Origin of the sequence: Variovorax sp. MSC1_012, assembly GCF_023667525.1 — a bacterium.
In the GTDB taxonomy this organism is placed as follows: domain Bacteria; phylum Pseudomonadota; class Gammaproteobacteria; order Burkholderiales; family Burkholderiaceae_C; genus Variovorax; species Variovorax beijingensis_B.
In genome coordinates this window covers 897,158-919,430 of record NZ_CM174443.1, presented here as the reverse complement: position 1 = coordinate 919,430, position 22,273 = coordinate 897,158, and the positions used below count along the sequence as shown (strand labels likewise).

General features: G+C 67.4%; 19 protein-coding genes. 3 read left to right on the top strand and 16 right to left on the bottom strand.

Translation table 11 applies throughout. The annotated features are described in order from the left end of the window. Positions 1–8: 8 nt before the first annotated feature. Positions 9–1,013 carry a sugar ABC transporter substrate-binding protein gene (locus L1081_RS04245; protein ID WP_489415330.1) on the bottom strand — a complete coding sequence of 335 codons (1,005 nt, stop codon included), beginning with the start codon at positions 1,011–1,013 and terminating at the stop codon, positions 9–11. A 572-nt stretch (positions 1,014–1,585) separates the two neighbouring features. Between L1081_RS04245 and L1081_RS04240 the strand changes: the two genes are divergently transcribed. After that, the gene (locus L1081_RS04240; RefSeq protein WP_489415329.1) at positions 1,586–2,941 is read left to right on the top strand and encodes a hypothetical protein; all 1,356 of its coding nucleotides are present in this window, start codon (positions 1,586–1,588) and stop codon (positions 2,939–2,941) included. 205 nt (positions 2,942–3,146) lie between these two features. On the opposite strand, the gene L1081_RS04235 is transcribed toward L1081_RS04240, so the two are convergent. From L1081_RS04235 to L1081_RS04205, 7 genes are all read right to left on the bottom strand, one after another. Next, positions 3,147–5,312 carry a LamG-like jellyroll fold domain-containing protein gene (locus L1081_RS04235; RefSeq protein WP_489415328.1) on the bottom strand — a complete coding sequence of 722 codons (2,166 nt, stop codon included), beginning with the start codon at positions 5,310–5,312 and terminating at the stop codon, positions 3,147–3,149. A 113-nt stretch (positions 5,313–5,425) separates the two neighbouring features. Next, a complete protein-coding gene (locus L1081_RS04230) occupies positions 5,426–6,610 on the bottom strand; it encodes an MFS transporter (protein WP_489415327.1) in 1,185 nt (394 codons plus the stop codon). Then, a complete protein-coding gene (gene aroC, locus L1081_RS04225; RefSeq protein WP_489415326.1) occupies positions 6,610–7,722 on the bottom strand; it encodes a chorismate synthase in 1,113 nt (370 codons plus the stop codon). The genes L1081_RS04230 and aroC overlap by 1 nt, the downstream gene beginning before the upstream one ends. Before the next feature lie 33 nt (positions 7,723–7,755). After that, on the bottom strand, positions 7,756–7,941 hold the full coding sequence (locus L1081_RS04220; protein WP_489415325.1) for a hypothetical protein: 186 nt from the start codon (positions 7,939–7,941) through the stop codon (positions 7,756–7,758). Between the two features lie 50 nt (positions 7,942–7,991). Continuing rightward, positions 7,992–9,575, bottom strand: a complete 1,584-nt coding sequence (locus tag L1081_RS04215) for an MFS transporter (protein ID WP_489415324.1) — start codon at positions 9,573–9,575, stop codon at positions 7,992–7,994. Next, on the bottom strand, positions 9,572–10,036 hold the full coding sequence (locus L1081_RS04210; protein ID WP_319426655.1) for an SRPBCC family protein: 465 nt from the start codon (positions 10,034–10,036) through the stop codon (positions 9,572–9,574). The genes L1081_RS04215 and L1081_RS04210 overlap by 4 nt, the downstream gene beginning before the upstream one ends. Next, a complete protein-coding gene (locus L1081_RS04205) occupies positions 9,925–10,371 on the bottom strand; it encodes a metalloregulator ArsR/SmtB family transcription factor (RefSeq protein ID WP_489415323.1) in 447 nt (148 codons plus the stop codon). The genes L1081_RS04210 and L1081_RS04205 overlap by 112 nt, the downstream gene beginning before the upstream one ends. 129 nt (positions 10,372–10,500) lie before the next feature. Between L1081_RS04205 and L1081_RS04200 the strand changes: the two genes are divergently transcribed. Both L1081_RS04200 and L1081_RS04195 read left to right on the top strand, forming a co-directional pair. After that, entirely contained in the window at positions 10,501–10,923 is a 423-nt protein-coding gene (locus tag L1081_RS04200) for a cupin domain-containing protein (protein ID WP_489415322.1), read from the top strand. 136 nt (positions 10,924–11,059) lie between these two features. Beyond that, entirely contained in the window at positions 11,060–11,644 is a 585-nt protein-coding gene (locus L1081_RS04195; RefSeq protein ID WP_319426661.1) for a GbsR/MarR family transcriptional regulator, read from the top strand. Positions 11,645–11,653: 9 nt separating this feature from the next. Here L1081_RS04195 and cydX read toward each other — a convergent pair whose 3' ends face one another. The 8 genes from cydX to L1081_RS04155 all read right to left on the bottom strand — a co-directional run bounded on the left by cydX (position 11,654) and on the right by L1081_RS04155 (position 22,222). Beyond that, positions 11,654–11,803 carry a cytochrome bd-I oxidase subunit CydX gene (cydX, locus tag L1081_RS04190; protein ID WP_012748462.1) on the bottom strand — a complete coding sequence of 50 codons (150 nt, stop codon included), beginning with the start codon at positions 11,801–11,803 and terminating at the stop codon, positions 11,654–11,656. A 13-nt stretch (positions 11,804–11,816) separates the two neighbouring features. Beyond that, positions 11,817–12,971 (bottom strand): cytochrome d ubiquinol oxidase subunit II, encoded by a 1,155-nt coding sequence (gene cydB, locus L1081_RS04185; RefSeq protein WP_489415321.1) that lies wholly within the window; start codon positions 12,969–12,971, stop codon positions 11,817–11,819. Further along, the gene (locus L1081_RS04180) at positions 12,968–14,572 is read right to left on the bottom strand and encodes a cytochrome ubiquinol oxidase subunit I (protein ID WP_489415320.1); all 1,605 of its coding nucleotides are present in this window, start codon (positions 14,570–14,572) and stop codon (positions 12,968–12,970) included. The genes cydB and L1081_RS04180 overlap by 4 nt, the downstream gene beginning before the upstream one ends. A 50-nt stretch (positions 14,573–14,622) precedes the next feature. Next, positions 14,623–16,329, bottom strand: coding sequence for an ATP-binding cassette domain-containing protein (locus tag L1081_RS04175; protein WP_489415319.1), 1,707 nt, complete (start codon positions 16,327–16,329; stop codon positions 14,623–14,625). Beyond that, the gene (cydD, locus tag L1081_RS04170; protein ID WP_489415318.1) at positions 16,326–18,032 is read right to left on the bottom strand and encodes a thiol reductant ABC exporter subunit CydD; all 1,707 of its coding nucleotides are present in this window, start codon (positions 18,030–18,032) and stop codon (positions 16,326–16,328) included. The genes L1081_RS04175 and cydD overlap by 4 nt, the downstream gene beginning before the upstream one ends. A gap of 164 nt (positions 18,033–18,196) precedes the next feature. After that, entirely contained in the window at positions 18,197–19,309 is a 1,113-nt protein-coding gene (locus L1081_RS04165) for an acyltransferase family protein (protein ID WP_489415317.1), read from the bottom strand. Between the two features lie 50 nt (positions 19,310–19,359). Then, positions 19,360–20,322, bottom strand: a complete 963-nt coding sequence (locus L1081_RS04160) for an NAD(P)H-dependent flavin oxidoreductase (protein ID WP_124962207.1) — start codon at positions 20,320–20,322, stop codon at positions 19,360–19,362. A gap of 79 nt (positions 20,323–20,401) precedes the next feature. Beyond that, on the bottom strand, positions 20,402–22,222 hold the full coding sequence (locus L1081_RS04155; RefSeq protein WP_489415316.1) for an acyl-CoA dehydrogenase C-terminal domain-containing protein: 1,821 nt from the start codon (positions 22,220–22,222) through the stop codon (positions 20,402–20,404). Positions 22,223–22,273: the final 51 nt, after the last annotated feature.

Below are 22,273 nucleotides of genomic sequence, written 5' to 3'. Positions count from 1 at the left end.
GGGCCGGATTACTTCTTGCCCCAGCACAGCTCGGCGCCGGTCTTGGTGTCCTTGCTGTCGACGCCGGCCACGCTCTTGCCCGCGATCAGGGTCACGCCCGTGTCGACGTAGCCCGAGGCCTTCTTGCCCGTCTTGGCAAACTCCACCCCCGCGGCCACGCCCATCGCGGCCATCTTGAGCGGGTACTGCTGCGAGGTGGCGGCGATGATGCCGGCGTTGGTGTCCTTGATGCCCTGGCAGCCGCCGTCCACCGAGACGATCAGCACGCCCTTCTCCTTGCCCGCGCGCTTGAGCGCGTTGTAGGCACCGGCCGCGGCGGGTTCGTTGATGGTGTAGACCAGGTTCACTTCGGGCGCCTTCTGCAGGCAGTTTTCCATCGCCGTCTGCGCCTTGGCCTGGTCGCCGAAGCTGTCGGCCATGCAGACGATCTCGGGCGCCTTCGACAGCTCGTTCGACTTGGCATCGTTGGCCGGCAGGCCGAAGCCCTTCATGAAGCCGTTGTGCCGCTGCGCGCCCACCGGGTGGCCCGGCAGCAGGTCGAGCGCGACGATCTTCGGCGGCTTGCCGGCCATCGCGGCCTTGGCGTATTCGCCGATCAGCACGCCAGCCGTGTAGTTGTTGGTGGCGAAGAGCGCATCGGTCGCATCCGGCGGATCGGCCGGGCTGTCGAGCGCGATCACCATCACGCCCTTGTCGCGCGCCTTCTTGATGGCCGGCACGATGGCCTTGGCATCGCTCGGCGTGATCAGGATGGTCTTGGCGCCCGCGGCGATCATGTTTTCCATGGCGGTGATCTGGCCCGCGTTGTCGCCGTCGGCCTTGCCCGAGCCCGAGAGCAGCTTGGCGCCGAGCTTCTTGGCCTCTTCCTGCGCGCCCTCCTTCATCTTGACGAAAAAGGGGTTGGTCTCGGTCTTGGTGACCAGGCCGATGACGGGCTGGTCGGCGGCGAAGGCGGCGGACGATGCGGCCAGGGACATGGCCGCCATGGCCAGGATGGAGCGGGAGCTGAACATGGTTTGTCTCCGTACGTTCGTTGGCGGGCGGCGAGCGCCCGCAGGGCTGGATAACCGGCAACGGCCCTTGTGTGGAAGGAGCGCGGCGGCCGGACGCAGGGAGACTATCGGCGAGCGAAGCGACTAAATCAAGTGGTTTTAGTTATCGAAAACCCGAGGAGGTGCAAGTTCGCGTCGAGCCCTCCTTGGCCCTCACGAGGTGATCTCGCACACGTTTTCGATTGGAAGGTCCTGAAGGCGCTTCGACCGAGGGCCGAGGCAATACAAATTAATAATATTCTTTATTTCAATTTGAAATTCACTAAACCTTAAATCATATTTTAATTATTTATATATTTCTTTATCGTAAGCGCCATAAAAAATAATTGACTTGTGGGCTCCATGAGCCGAACACCGGTCGGGGCCCTACGTCCTTCATTTCGGCTATCCAGGAAACCGAGGCGGAAGGACAACACTCGGGATATCCCGGTGCTCATAAATTCTTACATTTTCATGTATTCATTTACGATCAAAGCGTCGAGTGGCCTGTCTCCCGACAGGCAGCGACTTCAATCAAAAATGGAAAAAACGTAATGAAATGGTTTTATATTTCCGCCGCGGCCGCTTTGGTCGGGGCGTTGGGGGGATGCGGAGGCGGGGGTGGTGGCGGAGGCGGCGGCGTGCCATTTCCGATCCTGCCCGCCGCGACATTGAGCGTGACCGTTCAGGTCAATGGCAGTTCGGCAATGGCCAATGGAGACGGCAAGTATTCCGTCAAGCCGGGCGATGTGATCACCGTCACCCCCAACCTGGGATCCGACTGGACCAGCACGTCCGACCCCGCCGGCTCCGTGAGCCTGCGCAACCCGGACATTTCCAGCACCAAGTGGTCGGCGCAGATTGCGAACAACACCAATTCCGCAAGCTTGTTCACCGTCAGCGCCAAGGCGACATCCAATGCAGCCCTGACCAAGGACACGGTCTTCAACGTTGCCGCAGGCGATGCCCGGAACCTGTCTTACAAGGTGTTCGCAACGAACGGCAGCCAGCAGACGCTCGCGCTCAACTTCGACACGATGTCGTACGTGATGACCGATGAAACCGGCGTCGCCGCATCGGACTCGTTCAGCGCCGATGCTTCGCAGCCGGGAAGCTATGTCTTCAAGAGCTCGCGCAATACGGCGGCGGCAAACAACAGCCGGTTCCGGCTGGCCGCGGACACCGTGGTGGGCTCGTTCCCGTTCCAGGTGGCACAGGTTCCGGGGAGCTACGCCGTCCAGCCGTTCATTGGGGCCCGCGCCACGGTGACGACGCAAAGCGCACTCGATGGGGTCTACAACCGCCTCGGCATCAACCTGCGGCCCGGTGTGCTCGATTCGCAGATCCGCCAGGTTCAAGTGACTGGAGGTGGCACGTCGCTGCTGCTGTGCAATGAAGTCGGCATCACCTCCATTGCAGCCTGCCCACCGGCCTCGATCGCAACCTACAGCATTTCGGCTGGCTCGTCCGCCGGATCATGGAGCACGGTGAACGTGACCAACGCGAACGACAGGGGTGCTTTCTCGGTCATCCTCGTGGGCGGAAAGAATGTCTACCTCTCGGCGGGCATCAATTCCGTCGCGCCTAACGACTCGATCTTCCGCATCGGCCTGATCGATTCGCCGACGTGGCTCAACACCACGGCACGCGGTGGAGACAACAACGGCACCTGGGGCACCTTCGGCTTCGACGCGACGACCTATACCGCAGCGCTGACCAAGGCCGATGGCACCGTCTCCAACGTGAGTTATGGCCTCAATGCGGCGAGCGCCTCGATTCCGGCGCTGAAACTCATCAATAGTGCAGGCACCGACCGCTATTTCGCGGTCCAGGACGGCACGCTATCGGTCGTCGTGGGTGCACGCAGCAACCCGGCCAGCGGCTATCTCCAGATCGGACTGGTGCCCTGATCGTGCGGCGCCGGCACTTGTTGCTGGCGCCGTTCACATTCGCGCACGCCGCGTTGCGCCGCATTTGCGGTGCAACGCGGCTTTCTTTTGCATGAACGCCAGCGCAAACATCGTCCAGTCGCATGGCCTCGGCGATGGGCGGCGCGCACAGGAAACCCGAAAAGGCGGGACGGAAGCAGCAGCCCCCGCCTTTATCTACTCCTGCTCAGCCCGCGCGCGCTGTCAACCACTGCCCAGGCGCCAGCGCAGCGCCCACCACGCGCACTTCCCCGATGTTGCCGAAGAAGCCGTCGACGCGGGCGCCGTCCCATGAGCCGCCGCCCACCACCCAGGGCGAACTGGCCGAGAGCGTGGCCAGTCCGGGTGCGTTGCCGATGTTGCGCAGCACCGGCGCACCTTCGACATACATCGTGGTGTCGTGCGACACCGGGTCGCTGACGATGGCGATATGCACCCAGCGGTCGGCAATCACCTCGCCGGACCAGTTGGTCTTGGGAGAGCGCGCGCCGGCCGCGCTCGGCACCACTTCCCACTGCACTTCGCGCAGGCTCGAGATCGCGAACAGCATCGGCGGCGCTTCCGGGTCTCCGCCCTGGTAGTCGGCAAGGTCGCCGCGCCGGCCGTCGCGCGTCATGATGTTCATCCACGCGTGCTTGTCGCTGGTCCAGCTCTTGTCGATCTTCACGAAGGCCTCGACGGTGTAGCCGTTGTCCAGCGTCTGGCCGTTGATCGGTGCCGCTGCCTCGGTCAGGAAGTAGCTCAGGCGCGGCAGCTTCTTGTCGGTGTTCAGGAAGCGCACCGAGCCCGGCGCCGCCGAGAGATGGTGGCGGTCGTCGGTCCAGACGATGTCGCCGTCCGCCGCGCCCTGGATGCCGCCCTGGTTCAGCGCGTCGCGGTGCAGTGGATTGGCGCCGGCCACATCCGCAATGACGGTCCCAGGCAGCACCGGCTGGTTGGCAGCGCCGCCGAAGAAGCGCCAGTGCGCGAGCGTGTTCGCAACCTTGGGATAGTCGTCCGGATTCGAGGCCGGCCGCTGTGCGAGCACCTCGGGCTCGGTGTAGTTCGCGAGGATCAGGGCCCTGGCCTGGTCGACCAGCGAACCATCGATGGTGGCGCTGCCCATGCCGAAGCCCTTGTTGAAGCCCGCGAAACGCTGCGCAAAGTCCATCTCGATGGTGAAGGCCTCGTTGGGCGTGGCGAGCACGGCCTGGTCGAAGGACGTCAGCGTGGCGGCCGGCTTCTGCGGCACCCAGGGCGAGAACGACAGCACCTTGATCTGCTTGCGGGTCAGGTCGAATTCATAGAGGCGCATCAGGCCGTTGCCGCCCTGGTAGGCCATCTGGTAGTCGACCACCATCTCCTCGACCTGATGGCCGAAATCGTTGGTCTTCGTGAGGTGCGCAGCGCCGTGGTGATGGCCGTTGAGCGTCATGAAGATCTGGTCGTTGTCGCGGATCAGCTTCTCCCACAGCATCCTGCCGTAGTCGGTCTCGAGCGGGCTGGTGCCGTCGGCAGCGATGTTGAGCAGTTGGTGGTTGACCAGGATCACCGGCAGCGTGGGGTTCTTCGCGATCACCTGGCGCGCCCAGGCAATGCCGGCATCCGAGATGCGCCACGACAGCGACAGCACCATGAACTTCTGGCCCTGCGCCTCGAACACGTGGTATTCGTGGAAGCCGCTGGCGTCGCGCGCACCGAAGGTCGCCTGCTTCTTGGCGCGCTCGGTGCCGAACCATTGCAGGTAGGGCTCGTTGGCAAGGATGCGGGTCGCATCGGTGCCGCTGTTCGGGTCGACGCTGTAGTCCACGTCGTTCAGCACGTCGTGGTTGCCGGCGAGCACGCTGTAGGGCAGCCTGGCGTCTTCGAGCACCTTCATCGCGGCATCGGCCACCTTCCACTGGTCGGGCTTGCCGACCTGGTCGACCACGTCGCCGAGGTGGATGGTGAAGGGGATGTTCAGCGCCTTGGCATTGGCTGCGATCCATTTCGTCTGGGCGGCGAAGGGTGCGCTGCCGAAGCGCTTGTCGTATTGATCGTTCTCGGCGGCCGTGGCATAGCGCGCATAGAACTGGGTGTCGGGCATCACGGCGAGCGCGAAGCTGGAGACCTTGGTATCGGCCGGCGCCGCGGGCGGTGGTGGTGCAGGCGCCGGAGCAGGTGCAGGGGCCGGCAACGGTCCGAAGCCGGGCGCACCGCCGCCTCCTCCGCCGCCGCAGGCGGCCAGCATGGCACCGCTGCCGCCGACGGCCAGCAGGGATGCGCCGAGCTTGAGGACCTGGCGGCGCGGCGGGGTCGCCGGTTCGCCATGGGATTCGGGCAGGGAAGGATGGCTCGGAGTGCGCGCACCGCGCGGATCGTCGGACACAGACATGGGAATGGCAAAGCGTTGGAAAGCGCGCAGCGTAGGCAAGCCCGATGACGCGGGCATTTAGGGCCCGTGACACTTTGTTTGTCGCGCGATCTCCGCGCGCCGGCCGCGAGAAGCTAGGCCTTGCCCACCCGCTCCAATCTCATCACCCGCCACGCACACAAGCTCCCCACCGCCGCCAGCACGGCCGCCAGCGCAAACATGGTGCGGTAGCCCAGTTCCTGCGCCACCGCACCGCCGAGCAGCACGCCCAGCACACCGCCGAACCCGTAGCCGATCACCGTGAAGAGCGCCTGCCCCCGCCCGCGCAGCCGGCCGGGAAAGCGGCGCGACACCACGGCGATGCAGGTCGTGTGGTGCGCCGCGAAGCTCAGCGCATGCAGCCATTGCGCGACGACGAGCGCCGCAATCGAGCCGCCCAGCCCCGCGGTGAGGCCCAGCCGCGCCACGGCGGCAATGCCGCACACCAGCATCCAGCGCGGCATCGACAAGAGGCCGATGAGCCGCCCCTGCAGGAAGAACCAGACGATCTCGGCCACCACCGACAGCGCCCACAGCAGGCCGATGACGCTCTTGCCGTAGCCCAGCGAATCGAGGTACAGCGAGAAAAAAGCGTAGACCGAGAAGTGCGACATCACCTGGAAGAACAGCGATGCGAAGAACCACCGCACCGCCGGAATGCGCAGCACCGGTCCGATCGGCTCCTTGACCGCGTCATGCGCCGCCACCGGCTCGCGGATGTCGGGCAACTTCATGGTCGCGATCAGCACGATGGCCAGCGTGCCCGCGGCCCAGGCCGGAAAGTGCTTCATGCCGAAGTGCTCGAACCACTCGCCCGCAAAGAACACGGTCACCAGGAAGCCGGCCGAGCCGCAGAGCCGGATGCGCCCGTAGCGCCCCCAGTCGCCCGCCACCAGCTGCGCCATGGCGGCCTCGGTGAGCGACATCATCGAGCTGGTGTGGGTGAACATCACCAGCAGCACCAGCGCCAGCCACCAGGCGCCGCCATGCCACCAGAGTCCGAACGAGCTGGCGAGCGCCACCGCGGCGCTGAAGCGCAGCAGCTTCACGCGCTGCCCCGTGTGGTCGCTTAGCGCGCCCCAGGCATAGGGCGCGAACACGCGCGTGATCGACTGCACCGAGGCCAGCAGGCTGATCGTGAAGATCGGCAGCCCCAGGTCCTTGAGCCACAGCGGCAGATAGGGGTTGAAGAAACCGATGTGCGCGAAATAGCTGGCCGACAGACCAGCGAACGCCAGCAGGTGGCCGCGCCCGGCGGCCACGGGCGGCGCGGGGGACACTAGAGAAAGGACGCCTGTGGCGACGCGGCTTCGGTCTTCTCGGCTTGCGTTTGCACATCACCGCACTGCGCGCGGTTGCGCAGCACGTGCTCCATGACCACGAGCGCGAGCATGGCCTCGGCGATGGGCGTCGCGCGGATGCCGACGCACGGATCGTGGCGGCCCTTGGTGACCACCTCGACCGGGTTGTTGTGGATGTCGATGGACTGGCGCGGGCTGATGATCGAGCTGGTGGGCTTGATGGCAATGCTCACCTCGAGGTCCTGGCCCGAGCTGATGCCCCCGAGGATGCCGCCCGCGTTGTTGGTGACGAAGCCGGTGGGCGTGATCGAGTCGCCGTGCGTGGTGCCGCGCTGCGTGATGCTGTCGAAGCCGGCGCCGATCTCCACCGCCTTCACGGCGTTGATGCCCATCATCGCGTAGGCGATCTCGGCGTCGAGCTTGTCGAACAGCGGCTCGCCCAGGCCGATGGGCACGTTGCTGGCCGTCACGCGGATGCGCGCGCCGCAGGAATCGCCGGCCTTGCGCAGGCGGTCCATGTAGGCCTCGAGCTCGCTCACGTCGGCCATCGGGGCGAAGAAGGGGTTGTTGGGCACGTGGTCCCAGCTCTCGAACGGAATGGCGATCTCGCCGATCTGCGTCATGCAGCCGCGAAACACCATGCCGTATTTTTCGGCCAGCCACTTCTTGGCGACCGCGCCCGCGGCCACCATGGGCGCCGTGAGCCGCGCCGAAGAGCGCCCGCCACCGCGCGGGTCGCGGATGCCGTATTTCTTCCAGTAGGTGAAGTCGGCGTGGCCGGGGCGGAACTGCTGGGCGATCTGGCCGTAGTCCTTGCTGCGCTGGTCGGTGTTCTGGATCAGCAGCGCAATCGGGGTGCCGGTGGTCTTGCCTTCGTAGACGCCGGAAAGGATCTGCACCGCGTCGGGCTCGTTGCGCTGGGTGACGTGGCGGCTGGTGCCGGGACGGCGGCGGTCGAGGTCGCCCTGGATGTCGGCCTCGCTCAGTGCCATGCCCGGGGGGCAGCCGTCGATGACGCAGCCGATGGCCGGGCCGTGCGACTCGCCGAAATTGGTGACCGCGAAGAGAGTTCCGAAGGTGTTGCCGCTCATGGTGGGGGATTATCCCTACAAAGCGGCGGCCACTCAGTCTGTCGTGTTTTCCATGCGCCTGGTGAGCGTGCCCAGCTGCAGTTCGATGGCAAAGAGCCGTTCGTTCAGCACGGCCGTCTGAAGCCGTATGGCCTCGACGATGGCCTTGGTCTGCGGGTCCGGGGTGTTGTCGACCAGTTCCGCCAGGTCGTGCAGCTTCTTGCGAAGTTCGTTGCTCATGGGAGGCTCCGTTCGTCGTCTCGTCGTGAAGCCTGCAGTATGGGTCTTCGTCAGCGCTCCGGCAATGCATCCGACGGCGCCTTGGGCTGCGCGGCCTCTCCGGCGCTGCGCAGCCGCACAGCCACCAGCGCGCCCACCGCAAGCAGCACCGCCGCGCAAATCCCGGCCGTCAGCCGCATGCCATGCAGCAAGGCGGCCCGGCCGGTGTCGAGCAGTTCGACGCCAGCAGTACCTCCGAGTTGTCCTGCCAGGGCCACCGCCCCGCCGAGCGTGCTGCGCGCAGCCTCCACTTCGGCAGCACCCGCCAAACCGGCCGGAACGACCTCGGCCATCGTGCTGCGGTAGATGGCCGCACCGATGCTGCCCAGAATCGCGATGCCGAGTGCACCGCCAAACTCCGAACTCGTTTCCGAAATGGCCGAGGCCACGCCGGCGCGCTCAGGCGGCGCGCTGCCCACCACCAGATCGGTGGCCAGCGTGAACACCGGCGCCAGGCCCAGGGAGGAAATGACGGTGCTGGTCACCATCCACGCCAGGCCGCCGTCCGCGGGGAGCATCACGAGCATCGCGAATCCCAAGGCAGCAACGCCCAAGCCGCCGCCCATCACAAAGGCCGGCCGCATGCGGCGCACCAGCACAGACACGACCATGGAGCCGGCGATGAAAGCAGCCGCGCTCGGCACGCTCCAAAGGCCCGCATGCAGCGGCGACAGGCCGAGCACCAGCTGCAGGTACTGCGCGTTGTAGAGAAAGATGCCGAACATCACGAAGCAGGCCAGCATGTAGGCCGCCAGCGAGACGCTGAAGGCAGGCAGCCGGAACAGGCGCAGATCGATCATCGGGTCGGCGAGCCGCCCCTGCCTGCGCGCGAACGCCCACCCGAGCGCCCCTCCCGCCACGATGGCCAGTGCCGACATGGCATCGGGCCCGTGCTCCGCCACCTGCTTGATGCCGTAAATGGCCGCCAGCACCGCGCCGAGCGAAAGCGCCACGCTGGCCAGGTCGAGCCGCCCCGCTTCCGGGTCGCGGTATTCGGGCAGCAGGATGGGCCCGAGCACCAGCAGCAGCACCATCACCGGCACGCCGATCAGAAACACCGAGCCCCACGGAAAGAACTGCAGCAGCACACCACCCAGCACCGGGCCGATGACCGCACCGGCCGAATAGCTGGAAATCCAGACGCCGATAGCCACCGTGCGCTGCCCCGGATCGAGAAACATGTTGCGGATGAGCGAGAGCGTCGACGGCGCGAGCGTCGCGCCCGCCACGCCAAGCAGCGCCCGCGTGGCAATGAGCATGTTGGCGCTGGTGGAGAACGCAGCCAGCACCGAGGCGATGCCGAAGGCCGCCGCGCCAATGAGCAGCAGCCGACGCCGGCCGATGCGGTCGCCCAGCGTGCCCATGGTGACCAGCAGCCCGGCGACGAAGAAGCCGTAGATATCGACAATCCACAGCAACTGCGAGGCGGTGGGCTTGAGGTCTTCGCTGATCGAGGGAATCGCCAGGTTCAGCACCGTGAGATCCATCGAATACAGCATGCACGGCAGCGCGATGACGGCCAGGCCCGTCCATTCGCGCACCGTGGCGCGGGCGGGTGGCAGTCTGCCGACAACCTTGTCGCGCCGGCCAGTCATTCGACCGCTTTCACCAGCCATTGCTCCAGCTTGACCATGGCGCCGGCCCAGCCGTGGCTGTGCCCGTCGCGCGCGGCCTCGTCGAAGAACTGCTCGTGCAGCAGGACCAGTTCGCAGCCATTGCCGTCGGGCTCGATGCGCACCGTGACGCGCGACTCGCGCTCCGGCGTGCTGCGCCAGGCCCAGCTGAAGACCAGCTTGCGGTTGGGCACGAGTTCCAGGTAGGTACCGCTCACGTCGTGCGTCTCGCCGTCGGCCGCGCGCATGGCCACGCGGAAGCGGCCACCCACGCGCAGGTCGACTTCGGCCAGCGGCACGGAAACGATTTCTTCAGGGCCGAACCAGGCCTTCAGCGCTTGCGGGTCGGTCCACGCGCGCCAGACTTTTTCGGGGGCGACGGGGTAGTGCCTGCGGAGGGTGAGCGAAGGTCGCTCGGTGGCGGGGGCGGCAGCTTTTGCCATTCGGTCTCCTCTTGTTGGTAGAGAAAGCGCGCCAGTGCATCGAGGCGCCCGGTCCAGAATTTCTCATAGCGCGACAGCCACACGGCGGCCTCCTGCATGGGACGCGGCGAGAGCTCGCAGCGCACGATGCGGCCCTCTTTCGTGCGCGAGATGAGCCCGGCGTCCTCCAGCACCCGCAGGTGCTTCATGAAGCCGGTCAGCGACATGCCATGCGGCTCGGCCAGCTCGGTCACGCTGAGGCTGCGCTCGCCCAGGGTTTCCAGCACCGTGCGGCGCGTGGGGTCGGAGAGAGCGGCAAAGACGGCGTCGAGCGTGGCATTGTCTGAGTGAACCATGTGGTTGAGTATCCTGGCGCGCCGCGGAGGCGTCAAGCGATGCCCGCATCAGCCCTTCGCGGCAGATGCCTTTGGGAACGCTTTATGCGTGCCGCGCCATCACCACCACCTGCTGCGAAGGAGCGCCCCATGCCGGACCGAACCGCCACCCAGTTCTCCCACGTCAAGCCCGGCGACACCGAGTACGTCTCGGGCGGCCTGCGCGATTTCTTCCTCTACCGCGACCTCGGCATTGCCGAGGCCACCAACGGCAAGGTCATCGCGCACCTCGTCAAGGCCAACATGGCACCGGAAACAGGCACCGGCTGGCACCGCCACGAGGCCGACTTCCAGATCGTGATCATGCTCAAGGGCTGGGCCCGCTTCATGTACGAGGACAAGGAAACGCTGGTCGAGGCCGGCGACGTGGTGCACCAGCGGCCCGGCATTCGCCACTACCTGTTCGACTATTCGCCCGACATGGAATATTTGGAGATCGTCTCGCCGGCGGACTTCAAGAGCATCGACGTCGAGCCGGTGTGCGAGATTCCGCTGCCCACGCCGTGGGCGTAGGGGCACTCCTCTCGAAAGGGGCGATGCGGCAACGGATGGATCAGGAATTCACCTTGGAGGGACGAAGCAGGTCCTCGTGCGCCGGAAAGCTTCAGTCTTTCTTGAAACTACAGCAATTCGCAACGAAAATCTGCCGATGCCCACCGCCACCCTTCCCCCGCTCAACCGCCAGTTCGTCGCCCACTTCGGCGAGATGGGCAGCAAGTGGGGCATCAACCGCACCGTCGGCCAGATCTACGCGCTGATCTTCATTTCCGAACGTGCGCTCAATGCCGACGAGATTGCCGAACTGCTCGAGTTCTCGCGCTCCAACGTGAGCATGGGCTTGAAGGAACTGCAGGCGTGGCGGCTGGTGCAGCTGCGCCATCAACCGGGCGACCGGCGCGAATATTTCGAGGCGCCGGCGGATGTGTGGGAGATCTTCCGCGTGCTGGCCGAAGAGCGCCGCCGCCGCGAGATCGAGCCCACGCTCTCGATGCTGCGCAGCGCGCTGCTCGAATCGCCGGCCAGCGACGCCGAGCGCCACGCGCAGGAGCGCATGCGCGAGATGCACGACCTGATCGACCGGCTCATGAAGTGGTTCGACGACGTCCAGCGGCTCGCGCCCGAAACCGCGATGCAGCTGATGGGCATGGGCGCCACCGTGACCAAGGTGCTGAGCCTCAAGGACCGCATCACCGGCAGTGCGCCCAAGAAGAAGAAAAAGCCGGCCGCCGGCTGAGCGGCTTCGTCAGAGCCGCTCCTGCCCCTGCGGCGCTTCGGGCAGTGCGAGCTTTTCCTTGCGGATGGCGTCGTCGTCCATGAGTTCGTACCACATGGCGTTGAGCACGGCGAAGGCGGCCGCCAGCGGCAGGCCGAGGATCCAGGCGAAGTACCACATATTTTTTCTCCGTTCAGTACGCGTGTCCGCTCTCGTCGCGGATGGCTTCTTCGTCGACCTTGCCCCACAGCACGTGGTAGACCCAGGTGGTGTAGGCCACGATGATGGGGATGAAGAAACCCGTGACCACCAGCATGATGAAGAGCGTGAGGTGGCTCGACGATGCGTCCCACACCGTGAGGCTCGCGCGCGGGTCGATCGACGACGGCAGGATGAACGGGAACATCGATGCGCCCACGCTCAGGATGATGCCGGCAATGCCGAGCGCGGCCGCCAGCAGCGCCAGCACCGGCCGGCGCAGCAGCAGGCCCGCGAGCGCACCCAGCAGGCCGGCGAAGCCCGCCGCCGGCGCGGCCATGGTCCAGGGATGGGCCGCATAGTTGGCAAGCCATGCGCCCGCATGCAGCTCGACGGTCTTCAAGAGCGGATTCGACGGCCCCGTCATCTCGATGGCGCTGGTGATGCGGTAGCCGCCGATGGCCGAGGCCATCCACGCGCCTGCCAGGGCATACAGCACGATGCCCGCCGCGGCGGCAACGCTCCCATAGAGGCGCGCGCGCTCCGCCACCGGGCCCGCGGTCTTGAGCTGCAGCCATGCCGCGCCGTGGGTGACCATCATCGCGACCGAGACCAGGCCGCACAGCAGCGCGAACGAATTGAGCAGCGCGAAGAAGCTGCCGTCGTAGTGAATATGCATGTCGGTCGCGAAGCGGAATGGCACGCCCTGCAGTACGTTGCCCACGGCCACGCCGAAGATCAGCGCGGGCACCAGGCCGCTGAAGAACAGCACCCAGTCCCAGCGCGCGCGCCATTGCGGCTCCTCGCGCTTGCTGCGGAACTTGAAGGCCACGGGCCGCAGGATGAGGGCCGTGAGAATCACGAACATCGCCAGGTAGAAGCCCGAGAACGACACCGCGTACAGCTGCGGCCAGGCCGCGAAGATCGCGCCGCCGCCAAGGATCAGCCACACCTGGTTGCCCTCCCACACCGGCCCCACGCTGTTGATGACCACGCGGCGCTCGAGATCGGTGCGCGCGGCGAAAGGCAGCAGGATGCCGCTTCCCAGGTCGAATCCGTCGGTGACCGCAAAGCCGACCAGCAGCACGCCGATCAGCGCCCACCAGATGATTCGAAGCGTGTCGTAGTCGATGAGTTGATGCAGGATCATGAGGAACTCCCTGGCGCCGCCATGGCGCGAACTGGCGGAACATGGGACCGGGCTTCGCCGACATCGGGCGCATGCTCGGCCTCCGGCCCCTTGCGTATCACCTTGAGCAGCAGCTTCATCTCGATGATGAAGAGCGTGGTGTAGATCGCGATGAAGCCGCCGAGCGTGATCAGCAGCGTCTTCACGCCCAGGTTCGACACGGCCACCGCGGTCGGCAGCACGCCTTCGATCACCCAGGGCTGACGGCCGAACTCGGCCACCAGCCAGCCGGACTCGATGGCGATCCACGGCAGCGGTATGGCCAGCACCGCGGCCTTCAGCAGCCAGCGGTGGCGGTCGAGCCGGCGCCGCGCCGAAAGCACGAAGAAGGTGGCCGTCAGCACGATCAGCAGCATGCCGATGCCCACCATGATCCGGAACAGCCAGAACAGCGGCGCCACCTGCGGCACGGTGTCCCATGCGGCCTTGGTGATCTGCTCGGGCGTGGCGTTGCGCGGATCGTCGACGTAGCGCTTGAGCAGCAGCGCATAGCCCATGTCGGCGCCGCCGTTCTCGAAGGTGTCGCGCACGCCCTGCGGCACGGCCTGCGTGCTGCCGGCGGCGCGGATCTGCTGCAGCGCGTCGTAGGCCTTGACGCCTTCGCGGATGCGCACCTCGGCGCGCTTCACGAGCTCGTCGATGCCGGGGATCACGGTGTTGAGCGAGCGCGTGCCGATCAGCCCCATCACCGCCGGAATATGGATGGCGTAGTGCGTCTCGCGCGCTTCCTGGTCGGGGAAGCCGAAGGCGGTGAAGGCCGCGGGCGCGGGGTGCGTTTCCCACATGGCTTCGATGGCGGCGAGCTTCATCTTCTGGTGCTCGGTCGACAGGTAGCCGCTCTCGTCGCCCAGCACCACCACCGACAGCGAAGCCGCCAGGCCGAACGAGGCCGCCACCGTCATCGAGCGCTTGGCCAGTTCCAGGTGGCGGCCCTTGAGCAGGTACCAGGCCGATACGCCCAGCACGAACACCGCCGCGCACACGTAGCCCGCCGACACGGTGTGCACGAACTTGGCCTGCGCCACCGGATTCGTCAGCACCGCGAAGAAGTCGGTCACTTCCATGCGCATGGTCTGCGGGTTGAAGGCCGCGCCCACGGGGTTCTGCATCCAGCCGTTGGCGATCAGGATCCACAGCGCCGAGAAGTTGGAGCCGATGGCCACGGCCCAGGTCGCGACCAGGTGCCCCACCTTGGAGAGCTTGTCCCAGCCGAAGAAGAACAGGCCCACGAAGGTGGCTTCCATGAAGAAGGCCATCAGCCCCTCGATGGCCAGCGGCGCGCCGAAGATGTCGCCGACATAGTGGCTGTAGTAGCTCCAGTTCATGCCGAACTGGAACTCCATCACCACGCCGGTGGCCACGCCCATCGCAAAGTTGATGCCGAACAGCACGCCCCAGAACTTGGTCATGTCGCGCCAGATCACGCGGCCCGTCATCACGTAGACGGTTTCCATGACCGCCAGGATGATCGACAGCCCGAGCGTCAGCGGCACGAACAGGAAGTGGTAGAGCGCCGTGACGGCGAACTGCAGGCGCGATAGCGCAACGATGTCGAGGTCCATGGGGTGGCTTCCTTTTGTGTTCCCTGTTTCGGTCTTTGGCTTCTGTCGGTTCAGTCGGGCCGCAGCGCATTCAGTGCGGCGTCGAAGGCGGGGCTGCCGCGCCGCAGTTCGGCAACGATGCGGCCCTGGCGCATGCACACCAGGCGGTCGGCCAGCGCGGCCTCGCGCCGCAGGTGCGTGGCGATCAGCAGCGTGCGCGGGCCGGCCTCTCTGGACAGGCGCTGCAGCACGTCGTGCGCGATGGCGGCGTCCAGCGCCTCGGTGGGCTCGTCGAGCAGCCACAGCGGCACGGGGCGCAGCAGCAGCCGCGCGAGCGCGAGCCGGCGCGACTGCCCACCCGAAAGGCCGAGGCCGCCTTCGCCAAGCGCGGTGTCGAGTCCGGCGGGGAAGGAGCGCACGTCGCTCGCAAGGCCGGCCGATTGCAATGCGTTCCACAGGCGGGCGTCGTCCGCGGCGGGGTCGGCGAGCCGGAGGTTGTCGCGCAGGCTGTCCTGGAAGAGCTCGGTGCGCTGGGTCAGCAGGCAGGCTGGCTGCGCGTTGACGCTGCCGGCCAGCGGCGCGATTTCTCCGGCGATCACCGCGAGCAGTGTCGACTTGCCCGCGCCGCTCGCGCCGATCAGCGCCACCCGCTCGCCTGGCGCGATGGCCAGCGAGACATCGTTCAGCGCAGGGATGCCGCTGCCGGCGTGCGCCGCGCTCAGGTCGGCCAGGTTCACTGCGCACGCCGCGCCGGGTTCGACAGCGGCGACGCCTGGCCGCGCCTCGCCCGGCGCCATGCGCGGCGCGAGGCGCCGGACCGCGAGCCAGGTGCGGCCGGCATCGAGCGCTCCGCGCCGCAGGGCCGCGAAAGGCTCCGTGGCCGTCAGCGCCACGAGCAGCCCGAGCGCAGCGGCAGGTGCGCCGATGGCCCCCTCGCCCACGAGCGCGCCCACCGCCAGCAGCACGCCCACCAGCGTCAGCGTGCCGGCCACGCCGTAGGCCGCGCCGGCCGAAGTCTCGAGCCTGTTCAGCGCGAGGTCGGCCCTGGCCAGATGCGCATCGGCGTTCATCAGTGCTTCGCGCTGGGCATCGGCACGCCCCGCCATCACCAGGTCGGTCTGGCCCGCGACGAGATCGACGGTGCGCGCGCGCAGCGCCTCGATGCCATGTGCGCGGCGCACTGCCGGGCGCCGGGCGCGCCGCGCGATGAACAGCGCCAGGCCCCACCCGACCGCCACCAGCCACAGCAGCAGCGCGAGCCCCACGCCGGCGTGCATGAAGCCGAGCACCACGCCCGCGAGCAGCGCCGCGCCCAGCGCCGCTGCCGCAGGCACGAGCAGCCGCAGGTAGAGCGACTCCAGCGCATCGATGTCGGAAGTCAGCCGGAACAAGAGCCGCGATGGCCGCATCGCCAGTTCGAGCGCCGCGCCCGGGCGTGCCCAGCCGCGGAACAGGCGCACGCGCAATGCCGCGAGCACGCCGAAGGTTGCGTCGTGCGTGACCAGGCGTTCGCCGTAGCGCGATGCGGTGCGTCCTACCGCCAGCATTCGGATGCCGGCCGAGGGCATGAACACGTCGAAGGTGAAGGCCGTGGCCGCATGCAGGCCCGCGAGCGCTGTGGCGGTGATGAACCAGCCCGACAGGCCGAGCAAGGCCATGCCGGCCAGCACGGTGACTGCCGCCAGTACGCCGCCCCACAGCAGCGCGCGGGGCTGCGCTGCAAGGAACGGCCGCAGCACCAGCCGGAGGTCGCGCCAGCCGCCCCGTGAACTGCTCATGCTGCGCGCTCCAAGGCCGCATCGGCCGGCTCGGCATCGAGACGGATCGAGCGGTTCATGCGCGCCGCCAGCACCGGGTCGTGCGTGGCGACGACCAGGGTCTTGCCTCGCGCCAGTGCCAGCAGCGCGTCGGCCACCTGGGTGGCGGTTTCGGTGTCGAGGTGGGCGGTGGGCTCGTCCACCAGCAGCAGGTCGGCACACGGATGGACCGCGATGCGCGCCAGCGCCAGGCGCACTGCCTCGCCGCCCGACAGGCCGATGCCGCCCTCGCCCAGCGCCACGCCCGGATGCGCCTGCGCCACCGTCTCGAGCGACGCGAAGCGCATCGCCGCCGCGACCTGCGAGGCGCCCACGCCCGCGCGCCCGAGTGCGACGTTGGACTCGACCGAGCCCGCGAACACATGCGGCTTCTGCCCCATCCAGGCGATGCGCTGGCGCAGCGCATTCACAGTGCGATCGGACAATGGCACACCGCCGATCGAGATTTCGCCGTGCGCTACCGGCAGCAGCCCCGCCAGCAGCGACAGCAGCACCGTCTTGCCCGTGCCGCTCGCGCCGGTGAGCGCCACGTGCTCGCCGGCCGCAATACGCAGGTCCAAGCCATCGAAGACCTTGCGCTCCTCGCCCGGCCAGGCGAAATGCAGATCGCGGATCGCGATGGCGGGTGCGGAGCCTGCGCGGGCCGCGCCTGTGGCAGCACGTGCGACCGGCGCCTGCGCCCCAGGCAGGGGCAATGCGCGCCTTTGCAGCGAATCGAGCGCCTGCAGTGCCGCCTCGCCAGCCGCGCGGTCATGCCAGACCGCCGAGAGTTCGCGCAGCGGTTCGAAGAACGCCGGCGCGAGCAGCAGGATGAACAGCCCTTCCCCCAGGCTCAGCTGGCCTCCCCAGGCACCGAAGCCCAAGGTGCCCAGCAGGTGGAAGCCGACGTAGGCCGCCACCATGGCCACGCCCAGCGCCGAGAAAAGCTCCAGCACCGCCGACGAGAGAAAGGCGATGCGCAGCACCGCCATGGTCCGTTCCCGCAGCGACTGCGCTGACTGCGCGAGCCGCTCGGCGGCGGCATCCACCGCATCGAGCGCGCGCAGCGTGGCCAGCCCGCGCAGTCGGTCGAGCAGGAAGGCGTTCATGCCGCCCATCTCGACCATCTGCGCCTCGCTCGCGGCCTTGGCGCGCCAGCCGACGATGGCCATGAAAAGCGGGATGAGCGGGGCGGCAACCAGCAGCACGAGCGCCGCCACCCACGAAAGGCTGGCCACCACCGCCAGGATGACGACCGGGACCACCATCGCGCGCCAGCGCGCGGGCCGGTAGCGCACGAGATACGGCACCAGCGCTTCGGCCTGCTCGGCGAGCACACTGGCCGCGCGCCCGGACTCGGCACGCTCCCGGTCCAGCGGCGAACCGGCCGCCAGCGCGAAGGCGGTCTGGGCGCGAAGCGCCGAGAGCTGCGCCCTCGCACGCCCGAAGATACGCCGTGCGCCCCATGCCTCGCAAACAGCCCGCAGCACGCCGAGCAGCAGGATGCCGCAAGCCGGCCATTGCACCGCCAAGATCCCCTGCCCCGAGGCCAGCCCCTGCACGGCCATGGCCAGCAGCGCCGCCTGCGGAATCCACGTGAGCGCCGCCACGCCTTGCACGAGGCTTGCGGCATCCGACCGCGCAGAAAACTGCAGCGGCGGCCGTGGCGGAGGATGCTTGATCATTCCTTGATATTTTGTATTTTCAGTATTTACTGAATATTCGCAATCTTACCAAAGATGAAAACCCATGAAGCAGCCGGAGCGTGACTGCTCCGGCGGCCTCTTGCAACCCTTTATTTCAGCGGAAACGGCCGGCGCCCTGCACTGCCGGCACAGGGCGGCTCAGGTCAGAACGAGACGAGCATCCCGCTGACCAGCAGCGCCGCGAACAATGCCGCAACCGCGCGCCATGACGCCGGCCGCACCTCGACCCCGCGGTACAGCAAGAGCGCCGCGCCCACCGAAAGCCCGAAGGTGGCGGCCATGCCCAGCGCATCGATCCAGCCGGCATGCGGCCCCAGTTGCGCCACCACTGCGTTGGTGGCCAAGAGCACCGGAAAGTGGATGAGGAACAGCGAGTACGAAATGCGGCCCAGGCGCTGCAAGGGCATGGCCGCATCGGGCCAGCTTCCGAGCGACAGCCAGCCCCGCCGCTGGGCAACGGCAATCAGCAGCGCGCTCACGAGGGCGATGGCGATGCGGCTGCGCCAGTCGATGGCAAGCGCGCTCGCGCCGGTCAGCGCCAGCAGCACGACGGCGGTGTGCCAAGTGCTGGCCCGCGTGGCGCGTCCGATCCAGAAGGCCAGCATGCCGAGCCCGTAGGCACCGAAGAAATAGAACGCCGTGTCGTCGAGATCGGCATTGCGGTTGAAGAGCACCAGCGAGGTGGTGGCCGCCGCCAGCACCAGCGCCACGGGCGTCCAGCGCGCGCGCGAGACTGCCGTGCCCGGCGCCGGCGTCCGCCGCAGCATGGCGGGAAGCCCCATGAGCGTGAGCGCCAGCACGAACAGCTGGAAGTCGATCGCCACGTACCAGACGCCCGTGGACAGCGCCTCGTAGCCCAGCAGGTCCTGCATCAGCAATCCGTGCGCGAGCAGCTGGCCGATGCTCGGCGACGCCGGCACGTCGTCGCCGAGCATCCAGGGCCGCACGAGCGCCGCCACCAGCACGCACACCGTCAGCGCCGCCAGGTAGGGCATGATGAGGCGGCCATAGCGCTGCAGGATGCGCGCCATCGGCCGGTCGACGCGCAGCACGCCGTCGGGCGCCAGGCTGGCCGCCGCAAGAAAGCCGGCAATCACCAGGAAGACCTGCACCGCGAGCCGGCCGTCATCGGCCAGCCAGCCCAGGAAGCCCGGCGCCAGCGGAAAGGCGCCCACCGGCATCGTGCCGTAGCGCGTCAGGTGGTGCCCGACGATCACCGCACAGGCCACGCCCTTGGCGATGTCGAGCAGCGGCATCCGCCCGCGCTGCGCGGGCCCTGCGGCAGGCGCCGGATTGCCCGCGCCGCTCAAAGTGCGAGCCGCTGCCTTGCCTGCTGGTATTCGCGCTTGAGCTTTTCGATGAAGGCCGCGGCGCTGGCCACTTCGGTCACGGCGCCGATGCCCTGGCCCGAGCCCCAGATGTCTTTCCAGGCCTTGGCCTTGCTGCCCTCGCCGCCGCCGAAGTTCATGGTCTTGACGTCGCCTTCGGGCAGGTTGGCCGGGTCCATGCCGGCCTTGACGATGCTGGGCGCCAGGTAGTTGCCGTGCACGCCGGTGAACAGGCTGGAATAGACGATGTCGTCGGAAGTGCCCTCGACGATGGCCTGCTTGTACTCGTCGCTCGCGCGCGCTTCCTCGGTGGCGATGAAGGCGGTGCCGATGTAGGCGAAGTCGGCGCCCATGGCCTGCGCCGCGAGCACCGCGCCGCCGGTGGCAATGGAGCCCGACAGCGCAATGGGGCCGTCGAACCACTGGCGGATTTCCTGCACCAGAGCGAACGGGCTCTTCACGCCCGCATGGCCGCCGGCGCCGGCCGCCACGGCAATGATGCCGTCGGCGCCCTTCTCGATCGCCTTCTGCGCGAACTTGTTGTTGATGATGTCGTGCAGCGTGACGCCGCCGTAGCTGTGCACCGCATCGTTCACGTCGGTGCGCGCGCCCAGCGAGGTGATGACGATCGGCACCTTGTACTTGACGACCATTTCCATGTCGTGCTCGAGCCGGTCGTTGCTCTTGTGCACGATCTGGTTGATGGCGAAGGGCGCGGCGGGCTTGTCCGGGTTGGCCTTGTTGTAGGCCGCGAGCTCCTCGGTGATCTCGGCCAGCCAGTCTTCGAGCTGCGCCGCGGGGCGGGCGTTGAGCGCCGGCATGGAGCCGACCACGCCGGCCTTGCACTGCGCGATCACGAGCTTCGGGTTGCTGATGATGAACAGCGGCGAGCCGATGATCGGCAGCGGCAGGTTCGCGAGCACGGGGGGCAGCTTGGACATGTCTTCTCCGGGATAGGGTTCGGTTTTATATAGGAGAAAGGCCTGCATCGCCCGTCAGATGGGCGACACGGGCCGTGGGTCAGAAGGCGTCGAGCGCCAGTGCCGTGACGCTTTCAGCGCCGTCCACGATGCTGTCGCGCAGGCCCGGCGCCTTGGCAAGGATGTGCTCGGCGTAGAAGCGCGCGGTGGCGATCTTGGCCTGCATGAAGTCCACGTCGACGCTGTGCGACACCAGGTCCTCTGCAATGATCAGCGAGCGTGCCAGCTGCCAGCCCGCCACGAGGTTGCCCGCGAGCATCAGGTAGGGCACGCTGCCCGCGAACACCGCGTTCGGCGAGGCCTTGGTCTGGCCCGCGACGAAGTCGACCACTTCCGCGAAAGCCTCGCGCGCGGCCTTCAGGCGCTTCCGGACGGCGGCCGCGGCGGGGCTGCTGCTCTTGGCCAGCTCGGCCTCGGTCTTCTCGATCTGCACTGCAATGGCCTTGGCGGTCTGGCCGCCGTCGCGCGCGGTCTTGCGGCCCACGAGGTCGTTGGCCTGGATGGCGGTGGTGCCTTCGTAGATCGTGAGGATCTTGGCGTCGCGGTAGTACTGCGCCGCGCCGGTCTCCTCGATGAAGCCCATGCCGCCATGCACCTGCACGCCGAGCGAGGTCACTTCCAGGCTCATCTCGGTGCTGTAGCCCTTCACGAGCGGCACCATGAATTCGTAGAAGGCCTGGTTCTGCTTGCGCGCCTCGGCATCGGGGTGGTGGTGCGCGGCGTCGTAGGCGGCGGCGGCCACCGAGGCCATCGCGCGGCAGCCTTCGGTGTAGGCGCGCATGGTCATCAGCATGCGCTTGACGTCGGGGTGGTGGATGATGGGCGCGCTCGCGTTCATCGACCCGTCGACCGGGCGGCTCTGCACGCGGTCTTTCGCATAAGCCACGGCGTGCTGGTAGGCACGCTCGGCAATCGCGATGCCCTGCATGCCCACGGCATAGCGGGCGGAGTTCATCATGATGAACATGTACTCGAGGCCGCGGTTCTCCTGGCCGACGATGTAGCCCACAGCGCCGGGTCCGGCGCTGTCTGCGATGCTCGCCGCCATGCCGTCGCCATACTGCAGCACCGCGGTAGGCGAGGCCTTGATGCCCATCTTGTGCTCGATGCTCACGCAGTGCACGTCGTTGCGCTCGCCGAGCGACCCGTCCTTGCCCACGATGAACTTCGGCACCACGAACAGGCTGATGCCCTTCACGCCCTCGGGCGCGCCGGTCACGCGGGCCAGCACCAGGTGCACGATGTTCTCGGCCATGTCGTGCTCGCCGTAGGTGATGAAGATCTTGGTGCCGAAGACCTTGTAGGTGCCGTCAGGCTGCGGCTCGGCGCGGCTGCGCACCAGCGCAAGGTCGCTGCCGGCCTGCGGCTCGGTGAGGTTCATGGTGCCGGTCCACTGCCCGCTCACCAGCTTCTCGAGGTACACCGCCTTGAGTTCGTCGGAGCCGGCCGTGAGCAGCGCCTCGATGGCGCCATCGCTCAGGAGCGGGCACAGCGCGAAGCTCATGTTGGCCGAGTTGAGCATTTCGCCGCAGGCCGCGCCGATGGTCTTGGGAAGGCCCTGGCCGCCGAAATCCGCCGGATGCTGCAGGCCCTGCCAGCCGCCCGACACGTACTGCGCAAAGGCTTCCTTGAAGCCCGGCGTGGTCGTGACCTGGCCGTCCTTGAAGGACGAGGGATTGCGGTCGCCCTCGATGTTCAGCGGCGCAACCACGTCCTGGTTGAAGCGCGCACATTCCTCGAGCACGGCCTGCGCGGTTTCGAGGCCGGCGTCCTCGAAGCCCGGCAGCCTGGCGATCTCGCCGATGTTGGCCAGGTGCTCGATGTCGAACAGCATGTCCTTGAGGGGGGCGGTGTAGCTCATGTCATGTCTCCAGATACAGCGGATACGAAAAGGGCATCGCGAACGATGCCC

What these genes read in the sequence shown, in the direction of transcription:
- L1081_RS04245 (WP_489415330.1), bottom strand. Translation starts at nt 1,013, where the DNA reads ATGTTCAGCTCCCGCTCCATCCTGGCCATGGCGGCCATGTCCCTGGCC.
- L1081_RS04240 (WP_489415329.1), top strand. Translation starts at nt 1,586, where the DNA reads ATGAAATGGTTTTATATTTCCGCCGCGGCCGCTTTGGTCGGGGCGTTG.
- L1081_RS04235 (WP_489415328.1), bottom strand. Translation starts at nt 5,312, where the DNA reads ATGTCTGTGTCCGACGATCCGCGCGGTGCGCGCACTCCGAGCCATCCT.
- aroC (WP_489415326.1), bottom strand. Translation starts at nt 7,722, where the DNA reads ATGAGCGGCAACACCTTCGGAACTCTCTTCGCGGTCACCAATTTCGGC.
- L1081_RS04220 (WP_489415325.1), bottom strand. Translation starts at nt 7,941, where the DNA reads ATGAGCAACGAACTTCGCAAGAAGCTGCACGACCTGGCGGAACTGGTC.
- L1081_RS04215 (WP_489415324.1), bottom strand. Translation starts at nt 9,575, where the DNA reads ATGACTGGCCGGCGCGACAAGGTTGTCGGCAGACTGCCACCCGCCCGC.
- L1081_RS04210 (WP_319426655.1), bottom strand. Translation starts at nt 10,036, where the DNA reads ATGGCAAAAGCTGCCGCCCCCGCCACCGAGCGACCTTCGCTCACCCTC.
- L1081_RS04205 (WP_489415323.1), bottom strand. Translation starts at nt 10,371, where the DNA reads ATGGTTCACTCAGACAATGCCACGCTCGACGCCGTCTTTGCCGCTCTC.
- L1081_RS04200 (WP_489415322.1), top strand. Translation starts at nt 10,501, where the DNA reads ATGCCGGACCGAACCGCCACCCAGTTCTCCCACGTCAAGCCCGGCGAC.
- L1081_RS04195 (WP_319426661.1), top strand. Translation starts at nt 11,060, where the DNA reads ATGCCCACCGCCACCCTTCCCCCGCTCAACCGCCAGTTCGTCGCCCAC.
- cydX (WP_012748462.1), bottom strand. Translation starts at nt 11,803, where the DNA reads ATGTGGTACTTCGCCTGGATCCTCGGCCTGCCGCTGGCGGCCGCCTTC.
- cydB (WP_489415321.1), bottom strand. Translation starts at nt 12,971, where the DNA reads ATGATCCTGCATCAACTCATCGACTACGACACGCTTCGAATCATCTGG.
- L1081_RS04180 (WP_489415320.1), bottom strand. Translation starts at nt 14,572, where the DNA reads ATGGACCTCGACATCGTTGCGCTATCGCGCCTGCAGTTCGCCGTCACG.
- L1081_RS04175 (WP_489415319.1), bottom strand. Translation starts at nt 16,329, where the DNA reads ATGAGCAGTTCACGGGGCGGCTGGCGCGACCTCCGGCTGGTGCTGCGG.
- cydD (WP_489415318.1), bottom strand. Translation starts at nt 18,032, where the DNA reads ATGATCAAGCATCCTCCGCCACGGCCGCCGCTGCAGTTTTCTGCGCGG.
- L1081_RS04165 (WP_489415317.1), bottom strand. Translation starts at nt 19,309, where the DNA reads ATGCCGCTGCTCGACATCGCCAAGGGCGTGGCCTGTGCGGTGATCGTC.
- L1081_RS04160 (WP_124962207.1), bottom strand. Translation starts at nt 20,322, where the DNA reads ATGTCCAAGCTGCCCCCCGTGCTCGCGAACCTGCCGCTGCCGATCATC.
- L1081_RS04155 (WP_489415316.1), bottom strand. Translation starts at nt 22,222, where the DNA reads ATGAGCTACACCGCCCCCCTCAAGGACATGCTGTTCGACATCGAGCAC.